Here is a 12,385-nt window from a genome sequence, read left to right on the forward strand (position 1 = left end):
AGTAGCCTAGTTTTGCTAGCTTGGTTACCTCATTTTCAGAACTTTATTCTCGACTTCATTGATCAAGCTCTATTACAGTCAGGTATTCTGTATGCCTCATCTCGCTCTGTAAATGCCATTATATCGCTATTACAATCCGCTGAAGTAGGTATAGGTATAGCCAGTATTCAACCTGCGCAATTGCTCGACCCTGTGAATGATTTAGCTGAATATATGTCAGATGCGATGCGTCTGGCTTTAGGCTCTTTATTTATACAGCGGATTTTATTTAGCATTGCCTCGGGAGTACTTTTTAGTGCCCTATTTACCTTAAGTGTTGCATGCTATGTTGTGTGTGATTACTTTGGTTACTTAAAAAAGCTAAGCACGAACGTGTTAGCAAGCTTAGTATTGATCCGCTTTTTAATACCGCTTGTGGTAATTACCACAGGGCTTGCAAGCCAAGTGTTTTTAGATGACGAAATTGATACGCAAACTAAAGCAGTAAGCCAAACCGTCAACAATCTATCAGATCAAGCACATGCCACCTCAGCATTATCCGCAAATATGCGCTCGCAAATTACAAGCCAAAAACAAACAACATTAGATGAGCTAACAATGCTCAGCACTGAGCAGCACCAATTAAACAAAATTGTTAAAGATAACCAAGAGCAATTAAAACAGCTTAGGACTCGTATCGATGCAATTCAAGCTAATCGAAGCCTGACACAAAAGCTGACAATGATAGAGCTTGAACAAGCTAGGCCACTTATTAAGCAACAACAAGATTTAAAACAACAGCAAGCCAAACTGAATAATCAGCTTGCGGCATTACATGCTAAAACAGAGCAATTACAACAACAGGTGCAGCTATATAATGATCAATTAGCAGGCAATACGGGAAATATGGTGAGTAAAGTAGCTGATGCAGTAACATCGGGTATTACTGAGATGGTTACATCACTAGAGGCGCTATTTATCGATTTTATTAATCTTTTATCTCTGTTAGTTGTGAAACTCATTTTAATGCCACTACTATTTTTATATATATTTAACAAAGCATTTAAAGCTATTTGGCAGCGCTCAATAGTACCTAGCTATATGAACGAGCAACTACCAAATAAACAATAGCCTTACAAAGTACTTAACCACCATGCAATTAACACCACTACGGTTAGACCAATTAACGCTTTAGTTTTGTGCTTTTTAATTACTTTTTCAGCTTTATCACCCGCATAATAAACCACTAAAGCCAAACCAAAATAGCGTATCGAGCGTGCAATGGTTGTCGCTAAAAGAAACAAAGCTAGCGAGTACTTTGTCGCTCCCGCAGCAAGCATGGCAATTTGAAAGGGAATAGGCACTATGCCTAAGGTCATAACAAACCAAAACCCTTGCTCCTGCATTTTTTGCTTGACCGTTTCAAACTGCTCAGCAGATGAAAAAGAATTAATCACCCAGTCACCTATCAAATCAAATAGGTAATAGCCCATAGCATAGCCAAAAATCGCCCCAACAATACACCCAATCGTGGCCATTAACGCAATAAGCCATAACTTTTCTCTTCGGGCCTGCATAAGTGGCACCATTACCGCTTCAAGTGGAATAGGCACTATGGTTGACTCTAAAAAAGAAGCCACCGTAATACCGCTTAGCATATGCTTGGAGTCTATGAAATTGCGTGTTTTTTGTTTCACATTTTTTGTTAACGACATGTCCATCCTTATCGGTGATCAAGGGTTGCGCCAACGCGCCTTAAATCCACGCGTATCTATGTGTATAAATGCACCGCGGTGCGACTTTGGTCCGTATACACCGAGCCCGCCTATTAAGCCTTTAAAAGAATCCCGTTTGTTTAAAGACTCTACGATGCTCGCCATCACATCAGCGTCCGCTATGGTTAATTTACCATCACGATTAAGATCGTCCATTCGGTAATTACCATCATTATCAACAAATATGTCTGCGGCATCACCAAATACGTGTCGGCTGAATTTTACGTTTCCAATTGCTTTATTGTAATAAGGCGTACGGTATCCGCTCATGACAACCATATTTGACACAGGATGCCCTTCAAGTTCCAGTTCTTTCCTTATCTTTTCTAATTTGAGTAACAATGCTCCTTGCAAATACACATACTTAGGAAACTTGCTTCGCTGTTTACTTATAAACTCTTTTAACCTGAAATGTGGTGACACAAGAACATTCTGATTTTGTTGTGTTACCTCTATGTAGCCATCAGGTACAATGTAGTGATCTTTACCTTCAAGCTCAGTCTCATTGGGGTAGTGACCAATATGAAAATATTTTAGTTTCCCGCCTTCCACTTGCTCTGATGGTACTTTAACAAACGCATTAATTTGCATCTGCTGCTGGCCGTCTCTCGATTCTATGACCAACTTATAATAGCCTGGCTTTTTAGGGGCTTGCCATACCCAACGATTCGTTGATGTCGCCTTGAGTTGTTTGTCTACTTGCCTTAACACATAGCCCTTTTGTGATTGAGAATAAAGCACTTCAAATTCTACATTTTCGCTTGGTAATACAAATACTGAAAACACACTATAAGGCACAACAATGTCGTTTATTTTTAGGCTAAATTCTGCATCAGGTAAGGCATCTGTATTTTTAATAACAACCGCCTCATGATTACTTTTAGCTTGCGCAATCACATAATTCGGCAGTAAAAACCCGAAACACAGCCAGGTGAATACATAAAAATACTTCATAACTCCTCCAACTATACTAAGGCGTGACTGCACGTTTATCCACCGAGTAATTAGCCGCAATCATTGCTTCTTGCGACTCAAGCAAGTGTAAGTTCTTATCTCTGTTATAAACATCAGTTCTAAAATTGACAGTATCGGTTTCATCAACCCACGCAGTCCAATAAACTAAGTGGATTGGCACAGGCTTTTTCAAATGAAATGTACGTGTTTGATCTGCATCTCTCGCCTGATTTACATCATTAAAAACATCTAATCCTTGCTTTTCAATAATCGCCTTAGCTAAGGAAAAGGGTTGCTCCATACGAATACACCCATGTGAAGCCGCACGCTTAGTTTGTTTGAACCAATTTTTGGCCGGCGTGTCGTGAATATAGATGGCGTTCACATTAGGAAATAAGTATTTTATTTCCCCTAGAGGATTATCTTTGCCTGCACGTTTTACTAAAAAGTGCTTAAACTGGTATGGCGCGATCTCATCCCAATTGATTTCATCAGCGGGAATTATATTTTTATCAATATAACTGCTCTCTCTGATTTCAATATTTTTCTTCGCTAAATAATCAGGATCATCAGCAACTTTAGGTGCGATTTCCCTTGTTGCAATTGAAAGCGGTATGCGCCAAGTTGGATTAACAACAAACTTTTCTATTTGGTCACTAAATGCGGGAGTTTTCCAACTTGGTTTACCTACAACGACACGGTTTTTTAAAATGACGTTACCTTTGTTTATGTAACGCAGTTTAAACTCGGGAATATTCACCAATACATATTCTTCGTTAGTTAACCCCGAAAACTGAGTCATGCGTTGAAAGTTAAGTAATAGTTGCGCGTAACGTTTTTTCGCTGGTATGTTTAATTCGCGCAGGGTCTTTTTTCCTACAACCCCATCGACTGATAATCCATGACGTTGCTGAAAACTTTTCACGGCTTGTTCAATATTTAAATCAAAAATACAGGGCTCTATCGCTTTAGCCTGACTAAGTGTTGAATAGCTAATACAGCTAGTGTGAGTCAGATCTCCGCCTTGAATTAATCTATTTGCTAACGCTGCAACCGCGGGTCCTTTACTACCAAACTCAAGAACTTCATCAAGACTTAAATTTTGCCAGCCCCCTTGATTAACCAGCTCACGATGCCAGCTAATCACATTCTTCATTTTCTCAATAAGCTGTGTGGAATTAGGATCTAAATAGACAGGTTCAGATAAACTAGTCGCATGCTGTGCACTGTGCTCTTGTGTTATACCCGCCGATGTTTTAGCAGATAACAAAGATGCATTAAAGCCAACAATGCAACTTGCAAATACAGCGCCTTGAACAAGTGCTTTCTTTGCTGTTAATAAAGTGGAGCGACTACTTTTATCTTGCCTGATTAACCTCATTACATTCACCTATCACATTAATTGATATGCCAAGCTCAAAATAAATCCTTTAAGAGCTATTACGTACACAACAAGTTGCAATACAGGTGCCAGTAACAAGAATAGAATTTAAAATATTTAATATCATAAACTTACATTAAAAAGTAACAGCTAACTCTGGATTGTATGTTTAATATAAAATGTAAAGTCGATACTCTTATGTGTAAATATGCCAAGGTGTTCACCCTAAATTTAGGTCGCATTCTATTGCAGAATTTCTTACTATCGCAAGATAGATAAATAGGTGAAAAAAAATAATATGCCTTACGATAGATTTATCCCTTTTACAAAATACGATGTTATTAATTTATGTGCTCAATTACTCCCTGAGCCTGAGTCGTTTAAGCAATTTAGTCACCTATTATCGAGTTTAATTCATCATCAATATTATACTCACCTTGAATCTCTTAAGTATCACTATGCGCCTTTTGATCCAAACAGCGACACTCGAAAAATTAAACAGCTAACAACAGAACAAAAAGCAGCACATCAAAGCGAGTTTGCCAAAGGGTTTGCGCAAATACTCAATGCGGCTAATTACGAAAAAATCACACAAGATGATTTACAAGATGCTCTCAATGAAGAGTCATTATTTAAAGTACGCTTGGCTGTCGAGTTCGATGATTTTGCAGAAGTCGTTTTCTATCGACGGGGTGAATCACAAAAAACCGAAGTTTTAACATCGTGGTGGGGAATGAGAAAAAAACCTCTGCAGTTTACTAATTACGACCGAGTAGCCGTATTTATTCGCTTTAAAGATGCTGATTACTTTGCCGCTAAAAACAAACAACCACTAGGATATGAGCCAAATTCTACCATTGTAAAGTTATTCCAGAATGTACCAAAAGCTGATTTAGAAATGCTCTTTCCAAACAGTGAAGTAAAAATGCGCCCCATCGACAAGGCTGTTATCGCCTCTTCAGCATTGGTTGGTGGTGCTGTGGTACTGGTAACTAAATTAGGGGCTTCAATTGTATTACTAGCTGCACTATTCTCTTTTTGGCTTGGTTGGCGCAGCGAAGAAGTTCATATGGGCCAACAACATTTTATTACTTTTGCAATTGGCATGGGGGTTTTTGGTGGCTTTATATTTAAAGAATGGAGTAAATTTAAAAATCGGAAAATTCGCTTTATGAAAGCACTTTCCGATAACTTATATTTTAAAAATTTAGATAATAACGCCGGCGTCTTTCATACATTAGTTGACTCTGCACAAGAAGAAGACGTTAAAGAAGCTCTACTTGCATATACCTTTTTACTCAACTCACCGAAGGGTCTGAGTCCAACACAATTAGATGAAAAAATTGAGACTTGGTTTGCGCAACAACATAACTGTTTGCTCGATTTTGAAATAAACGATGCGCTGCAAAAACTAACTAAAATGCAGTTAGTTAACAAACAAAATGAGATTTTTACTGCCATCCCTTTGCATCAAGCTAAAGCGAGCCTTGATAAACAATGGGACGACCTATTTAAGTTTAGCTAATTTACTCATCAGGTGCTTGCGCTGCCTTTATTCGCTCTTGATTTTCTTGCATCTGCTCAAAAGCAGCTTTTATTTCATCAAGCACAGAGTCAACATTTGCGGTGGTGTTATCTTCTTCAGGATCACCATACAAAGTTACTTGTGGTGTTAATTCACCCGCTTGGTATAACGCCCACATTTCTTCACCAAAACGGGTAGCTAAAATATCGGGGGCAAACTGACCATAGTATTGGCGCATGTTACGTACATCTCGTAAAAACATAGCTTGCGCATTATTATTAGCAGCGGCATTAACCGCCTGAGGTAAATCAATAATCACAGGACCATAACTATCCACCAGCACATTAAACTCTGATAAGTCACCATGAACAATGCCTGCACATAGCATCAGTCGAATGTAGTGCACCATAGTGGCATGATCTTCAATCGCTTGCTCTTCGGTCATGCTGACATCGTTTAAACGTGGAGCAATATCACCCTCATCGTCTGTTACCAGATCCATGATTAGGACTCCATCATAACAGCCATAAGGTTGCGGCACTTTTACGCCCGCTTTTGATAAAGTAAATAACGCATCTACTTCGGCATTCTGCCACACGTTTTCTTGCTCTTTACGACCAAATTTAGAGCCTTTTTCCATCGCTCGGCCACGGCGGCTATTGCGAACTTTTCGGCCTTCTTGGTATTTAGCCGCTTGCTTAAAGCTTCGATGCTGAACATCTTTATATACCTTTGCACAGCGGATAGCTTCCCCACAACGTACAACGTAGACTGAGGCTTCTTTACCACTCATTAATTGGCTGATGACTTCATCAACTATACCGTCTTCGATTAACGGTAAAATTTGTTTAGGTGTTTTCATACCGCCCTTATACCGTACTTAGCTTATAGATGAAATGCTCTATTGATAATATTATAAAAAACTTGACTAATTAAGCTAAATGCACAAACTGCGTGGTAAAAATTTCCAACTGCGAGAGTAATTATGAACTCAGAGATACGTTATCGTTTTCAGTCAGGACAAATCGCCAATCGCTTTTTAAATGAGCTTAAAGACTGGCATGTTGCGAAAGTAAAAACAACCCTACTCAATGGCGGATTAGATGTAAAAGTAAGTTACCAATTTGATGGCACTGGATTTGATTATACATGTTCCGAGCTAGATGACTTAGCTGCTAAGCACCTAGGAGAAGAAGTTAACTAAAAGTATATGACTCATTAATATTGGCGGCAATTATTTCTATGCTTGCAATAGATTAATATACTTTTTGTATTAGCTCAGCTATGTTAGTGCTGTACTAAATAATTTTGTTATAGACTGCGCTACATAACTTTAAGGAGTGAACATGAATAAGCCAAAAACGAGTCATATCCCTCAAGAAGCCTTTGATTGGTATGATGAATACGCCCACGGCATGATGGATAGGCGAACGTTTATGAAAAAACTCGGTGGCTTAGCCGCTCTAGGGTATTCAATGGCTATGCTAACTTCAGCTTTGCTTCCAAATTACGCTCTCGCAGAACAAGTCTCTTTTAATGATGATGATATCAAAGCAACGTATCAAACCTTTGACTCACCAAAAGGCCATAGTAAAGGACAAGGTTATTTAGTCGTACCAACGAATCAAAGTAGTGAACTTCCTGTTGTATTAGTGATTCATGAAAACCGCGGATTAAACCCTTATGTTAAAGACGTTGCTCGTCGTTTAGCGAAAGCTGGCTTTATCGCTTTTGCACCGGATGCCTTGCATCCGCTAGGTGGTTACCCTGGTAATGATGATGAAGGTAGAGCGATGCAACGCACTATGGACAGAGAAAAAATTCAAAATGATTTTGTCGCCGCCGCGCAGTTTTTAAAATCACACCCTCGTAGTAATGGCAAACTCGGGGCGGTTGGCTTTTGCTTTGGTGGTTATATTGTCAATTACTTAGCCGCCGTTGACTCGACTTTATTAAGTGCAGGCGTTCCATTCTATGGCACTCCAGCCAGTAAAGAGCTACGAAAAAATATTAAAGCGCCACTAATGATCCAACTTGGCCAGTTAGATGAACGTGTAAATGCCACTTGGCCAGAATATGAAACCGATTTAAAAGCCAATAATGTCCCGTATCAAATGCATATGTACCCAGGTGCACATCATGGTTTTCATAATGACTCTACAGGCCGGTATGATGAAAAGAACGCAGAGCTTGCTTGGCAACGCACATTAACGTTTTTCACGCAGAAACTTGTTTAGGTTTATACGGCTCTATGATTAGCCTATTTAGGAAGTGTCTTGTCACGACTGTTATATTACTTTGTTGTTTAACAAACACTGCACATGCACTAACATTTGTCGCTGAAGACCTCCCTCCTTATCATTACACTGATGACAATGGTGAGGTTGTTGGGGCATTAGTGGATGTATCAAAAGCAGTGTTAAAACAAGCTGAGTTAGCTGGAACGTTTGAGATTATGCCGATGGCTCGGGCATATCACGAACTTGAAGTTAATTCTGATATAATAATGATGTCGTTATTAAAGAACCACCAACGTATTGATTTATTTCACTGGTTAGGTTCGATTTACTTTGCCGATGCTTACTTGATCAGCTTAAATAGTTTTACACCGAGCATCGAAAATTTAGAACAAGCTAAAGACTATCGAGTTGGTACTATCAATGGTTACTCCAGTGAACAGTACCTTCGAGATGCAGGCTTTTCAGATAATGATAATTTAGTACTCGTTAGCCATTACATCCAATTGTGGCAGATGCTGTTTAAAAAACGTTTAGATTTTGTACTAACAAACACACTCACTTTAAAAAATGAGCTAAACCATGCAGGATTCGATTTAAAAGACATCAAAAAGCACCTACATTTAACTGACTATCCTTCTACATTGTATTTAGCAGCGAATAAAAAGCTTAATAAGCAGACCCGTAAAAAGCTTGAACATGCCCTATTGGCTATTAAACAAAACGGGCAGCATCAAGCTATATTAGAAAAATGGCACCTGCCAATTAATTCACTATAGATAATTTTTTCACGGTCATTTACTCTACCCAGCATGACGAAATTTTTTATTCTAAAATATATCGCCTTTTTTAGTGGGTGTGCTGCATGTTTTATATTACATACACAATTTCAAACCCCTGCAGTGGTTGCCTCTTGTTTAGTCGGCTTGATTGGTAGTTTTATTCCTATGCCTAAAAGTTATGGGCAACACCCTTACGCTGCAATCTATGCAGGCAGTTTTGCAGGTATGTGCTCAGAAGGGTTAATTAATAGCTATTGGGAATTAGCAGGAATATCACTAATTGGCGCAATTTTATATGCCGTGACAACTAAGTTATTCACTGGTTTTGGCGGAAAACTAGGCAGTATTGCATTTGTAAGTGTAGCGCTTTTTATTCTCGCAAAAGGCATCATTGTATGAGCTTAATCACGGTATTAATTTCACTACTCGGCGCGTTTTTAACTTTTCTTTTGGCTAAGCACGATAAAATTGGCGCTATCAGAGCATCTGCTATTTTATCAATTATTGCTTACCTCGCTTTTTCTGTCGCAGAACTAAATTCTGAGCTCTATGGTACGCTCTTTTTTGGTGGTACATTCATCGGAATGAGCGCTCCCAAGCGCTTTGGCATTTATACACTATGCTCAGCCAGTATCATGTTCTCTTTATTATTTTATTACTTTGTACCATTAATTAAAAGCTATGGCGGAGCGTTGGGACTCAGCGCTTTTATCTCTGTTTGTATTTGTCATTTGGCAATTTTATTCGGTGCACCGAGAAGCAAGAAACACCTAGAATAATTTAAACTTAAGATAAACTATAGCCGCACTGCTAATTTTTATAGGACATTGTTGCTATGCATCTTGCTCTTTACTCATAAGGTCAACCATCCGCTGGTTTACCTCCTCATCGGTCAAATCTTCTTTATGGGTGCCTATAGTCCAAACATGGCCGAATGGATCTTGTAAAGTGCCCGCTCTATCACCGTAAAACTGATCATGTAGCGGGCGTACTTCTGTCGCACCAAAACTAATAGCGAGTTTAAAAACGGTATCAACATCTTCAACATACAACATTAAACTGACCGGTGTGCCACCTAATTCATGGGGGCTTTTAAAGTGTGCTTCTGGGCACGTATCTGACAGCATAATGTGAGAGTCGCCAATTTTAATTTCCGCGTGAGCAATACCGCCATCAGGCAAAGGCATTTGCATAATCAACTGTGCCCCCAACGCTTTACAATAAAAATCAATTGCTTTTGCCGCCCCATCAATAATTAAATAAGGGGTCACGGCATGGTAACCTTTTGGTATCGCTGAAACGGCCATCATTGTCTCCATGAATTAATACTTTCTATTAGCATAGTCAAAAAAACAATAAAGTCAGCTATTCAATTGTATGAATAGCTCTTTAGATAAACTAAAACAAAAGCCAAATAAACTCGCAGCAAAAAATAATTGGATGGTTTCCTCTTGGCTAAAGGCATCTTCACTTTTATTCCATGTTCTTTTGGATCACGGCCTTGTTCTTTAAGGTGATACTTACAAATTCAGCAACCGTTGCACTTAGCTGTGTATTTTTAAACTGTAACTGAGTTGGAATGGCTTTTTCTATATCTGATAACTGTAAAAAGTAACACCCTTCATGGAATAACTTGCGAATACAATATGGGGCTATTGCGATACCAAGCCCTGCTGAAACTTCTGTTAATAAGGTTTGCATGTGCCATGGTTGACTGACAATGTTTGGCGAAAACTCTGCGCTTTTACACAAACTAATTACATCATCGAATAAGCCAACCGCTTCTTCTCTATTAAATAAAATGAATTTATCATTACTTAATTGCTGTAGCTGAGCTTCTTCATTTTGCCAAAGAGGATGATACTTAGGCACCACAGCCACCAGCCGATCTGTATAAATTTCATGACTTGTAAACCCCTCAACGACTTCTTGAGGTAACGGCCTAGAAAACCCAATATCAATTAAATCATCCTTAAATGCTGAAACTTGATCTGAAGCGGTCATCTCAAATAAACTCACGTGCACATTTGGGTATTGATGCTTGTATTCTCTAACTAAACTTGCCATAAAACTTAAGCATGCCGAGCTTAAATAGCCGATTCTTAACGTGCCAACTTGTCCATTTTGTGCTTGTTTTACTTGGCTTTTAGCTCGCTCAGTTAATGCCAAAATATGTTTTGCATCTTTTAATAACTGTTCCCCAGCACTTGTTATATTTACTTCCCGAGAGTTTCGAACAAACAATGTAACGTGTAAATCAGCCTCAAGCATTCCGATATGGCGACTAATTGCAGGCTGAACTGTATGTAGTTCACGCGCAGCAGCAGAGAAGCTCTTATGAGTTGCCACACTGACAAAACTTCTTAGTATTTTTAGGTCCACACATCACCCATACGAATTTGTTATAGATTCTATAAAATAACATCATTTTTATTATAATCGAATACATTTTATCCTAGTACTACACTTACTAAAGATAAGATCAAGATGACTACGACGCCCACTATCAGCAAACTATTGTTATTTTTGATGACCGCCGCTATTGCGGCTACAGCAGCTAACTTATATTACAGCCAACCCATATTGCCATTAATAGCGCAAGAGTTTGGTTTAACAAATACAAAGACCGGCAGTGTTATCGCATTAACTCAATTTGGCTATGCCGCGGCGTTATTATTTATATCGCCATTAGGTGACTCAGTCCCAAGAAAACGCCTTATTGCTATACTCTCTATTTTACTTGTTTTATCTTCTCTACTCGCCGTGACAGCACCAAACTTAACAGTCTTACTCATAGGCGTGTTCTTTATAGGTTTAAGCGCTAATATTACCCAGCAGCTTATCCCATTTGCAGCATCTTTAGTTACACCAAAAGAAAAAGGGGCAACGCTAGGCACCCTAATGATGGGTCTTACTTTAGGTATTTTATTATCAAGAACCCTTAGCGGCTCAATTGCTGAATACTTCGGCTGGCGCGCTGTATTTGTGATGTCTGCCTTATTAGCTACTATATTTGGCTTACTGCTTTATAAAGCACTGCCTCACAATACAGTCCATACAAATTTAAAATATACCCAGCTGCTTAAAAGCACATTCGTCCTTTTTAAAAAACACAAGTCATTACAAATACTTACCTTTGCAGGCGCCAGTTGGTTTGCTGCTTTTAACGCACTTTGGGCAACGCTTGCAATTCATGTTAGTCATGCGCCATTTAATTATAATGCGCAACAAGCTGGGTTTTTCGGTGTTATTGCTTTAGCTGGCGTCATAGGCGCAAAATCATCCGGTAAATGGGTGAACAAGTTAGGCTCTAAATCATTGATAAAATTTGCATTATTTATTATTGCAGTTGGTTTTATAATCACTGGAGTGTATGCAAAGAGTTTAATCGCGCTAGTCATTGGAATAATCCTTATCGACTTTGGGGTATTTAGTGCTCAAGTAGCCAACCAAGTGAGGGTATTTTCGATTGACCCACAAGCGCAAAGCCGAATAAATGGTGTTTACATGCTAGGGTATTATTTAGGCGGTGCTTTGGGGTCTATTGCTGGTGTAAAAGCTTATCAATATTATGCATGGCCAGGTGTTGCTGGGCTGAGCATTGTTTTCATTCTAATAGCCTTACTGTTTAACAAACTTGCACCACATAGAAGTAATAGCTAATCATTCTGTGTTTTATGTTGCTAGTAATCACCAGCTTGAAAAGCTGGCGATTACTAATATCCTAAACTTCAAGAAAACTAAATTAATTT

At 38.9% G+C, this 12,385-nt stretch carries 14 protein-coding genes; 8 read left to right on the top strand and 6 right to left on the bottom strand.

Translation table 11 applies throughout. The annotated features are described in order from the left end of the window. Window positions 1-12: 12 nt before the first annotated feature. Window positions 13-1,110, top strand: coding sequence for a hypothetical protein (locus AAEU30_RS02970; RefSeq protein ID WP_421959238.1), 1,098 nt, complete (start codon window positions 13-15; stop codon window positions 1,108-1,110). Window positions 1,111-1,112: 2 nt separating this feature from the next. On the opposite strand, the gene AAEU30_RS02975 is transcribed toward AAEU30_RS02970, so the two are convergent. The 3 genes from AAEU30_RS02975 to AAEU30_RS02985 are packed head-to-tail and all read right to left on the bottom strand — an operon-like array spanning window position 1,113 to window position 4,089. Further along, complete coding sequence (locus AAEU30_RS02975) at window positions 1,113-1,694, bottom strand: YqaA family protein (RefSeq protein ID WP_421959239.1); 582 nt, start codon at window positions 1,692-1,694, stop codon at window positions 1,113-1,115. An 18-nt stretch (window positions 1,695-1,712) separates the two neighbouring features. Continuing rightward, window positions 1,713-2,708, bottom strand: a complete 996-nt coding sequence (locus AAEU30_RS02980) for a D-Ala-D-Ala carboxypeptidase family metallohydrolase (RefSeq protein WP_421959240.1) — start codon at window positions 2,706-2,708, stop codon at window positions 1,713-1,715. 16 nt (window positions 2,709-2,724) lie between these two features. Beyond that, window positions 2,725-4,089, bottom strand: coding sequence for a L,D-transpeptidase family protein (locus AAEU30_RS02985; protein ID WP_421959241.1), 1,365 nt, complete (start codon window positions 4,087-4,089; stop codon window positions 2,725-2,727). A 298-nt stretch (window positions 4,090-4,387) separates the two neighbouring features. Here AAEU30_RS02985 and AAEU30_RS02990 point away from each other — a divergent pair, with 298 nt between their 5' ends. Continuing rightward, a complete protein-coding gene (locus tag AAEU30_RS02990) occupies window positions 4,388-5,614 on the top strand; it encodes a TMEM143 family protein (protein ID WP_421959316.1) in 1,227 nt (408 codons plus the stop codon). Window position 5,615: 1 nt separating this feature from the next. Here the strand turns inward: AAEU30_RS02990 and AAEU30_RS02995 are convergent, their stop codons facing one another. Continuing rightward, window positions 5,616-6,476: a PA4780 family RIO1-like protein kinase gene (locus AAEU30_RS02995; protein WP_087531963.1), complete on the bottom strand. Its 861-nt coding sequence runs from the start codon at window positions 6,474-6,476 to the stop codon at window positions 5,616-5,618. A 123-nt stretch (window positions 6,477-6,599) separates the two neighbouring features. On the opposite strand from AAEU30_RS02995, the gene AAEU30_RS03000 reads away from it, so the two are divergent. The 5 genes from AAEU30_RS03000 (at window position 6,600) to AAEU30_RS03020 (ending at window position 9,412) form a co-directional block, all read left to right on the top strand. Next, complete coding sequence (locus AAEU30_RS03000; protein ID WP_087531962.1) at window positions 6,600-6,818, top strand: hypothetical protein; 219 nt, start codon at window positions 6,600-6,602, stop codon at window positions 6,816-6,818. Between the two features lie 142 nt (window positions 6,819-6,960). Then, on the top strand, window positions 6,961-7,851 hold the full coding sequence (locus tag AAEU30_RS03005) for a dienelactone hydrolase family protein (RefSeq protein ID WP_421959242.1): 891 nt from the start codon (window positions 6,961-6,963) through the stop codon (window positions 7,849-7,851). A gap of 14 nt (window positions 7,852-7,865) precedes the next feature. Continuing rightward, window positions 7,866-8,630, top strand: coding sequence for a substrate-binding periplasmic protein (locus AAEU30_RS03010; RefSeq protein WP_421959243.1), 765 nt, complete (start codon window positions 7,866-7,868; stop codon window positions 8,628-8,630). A 33-nt stretch (window positions 8,631-8,663) separates the two neighbouring features. Then, window positions 8,664-9,032: a hypothetical protein gene (locus AAEU30_RS03015; RefSeq protein WP_421959244.1), complete on the top strand. Its 369-nt coding sequence runs from the start codon at window positions 8,664-8,666 to the stop codon at window positions 9,030-9,032. Next, window positions 9,029-9,412, top strand: a complete 384-nt coding sequence (locus tag AAEU30_RS03020; RefSeq protein WP_421959245.1) for a hypothetical protein — start codon at window positions 9,029-9,031, stop codon at window positions 9,410-9,412. Before AAEU30_RS03015 ends, AAEU30_RS03020 begins: the two co-directional genes overlap by 4 nt. A gap of 54 nt (window positions 9,413-9,466) precedes the next feature. Here the strand turns inward: AAEU30_RS03020 and AAEU30_RS03025 are convergent, their stop codons facing one another. Further along, entirely contained in the window at window positions 9,467-9,940 is a 474-nt protein-coding gene (locus tag AAEU30_RS03025) for a VOC family protein (protein ID WP_421959317.1), read from the bottom strand. A 166-nt stretch (window positions 9,941-10,106) separates the two neighbouring features. After that, window positions 10,107-11,015 (bottom strand): LysR family transcriptional regulator, encoded by a 909-nt coding sequence (locus AAEU30_RS03030; protein WP_421959246.1) that lies wholly within the window; start codon window positions 11,013-11,015, stop codon window positions 10,107-10,109. 105 nt (window positions 11,016-11,120) lie between these two features. On the opposite strand from AAEU30_RS03030, the gene AAEU30_RS03035 reads away from it, so the two are divergent. After that, window positions 11,121-12,296: an MFS transporter gene (locus tag AAEU30_RS03035; RefSeq protein ID WP_421959247.1), complete on the top strand. Its 1,176-nt coding sequence runs from the start codon at window positions 11,121-11,123 to the stop codon at window positions 12,294-12,296. Window positions 12,297-12,385 lie beyond the last annotated feature (89 nt).

It is taken from the genome of Pseudoalteromonas mucoides (assembly GCF_049257175.1).
In the GTDB taxonomy this organism is placed as follows: Bacteria; Pseudomonadota; Gammaproteobacteria; order Enterobacterales; family Alteromonadaceae; genus Pseudoalteromonas.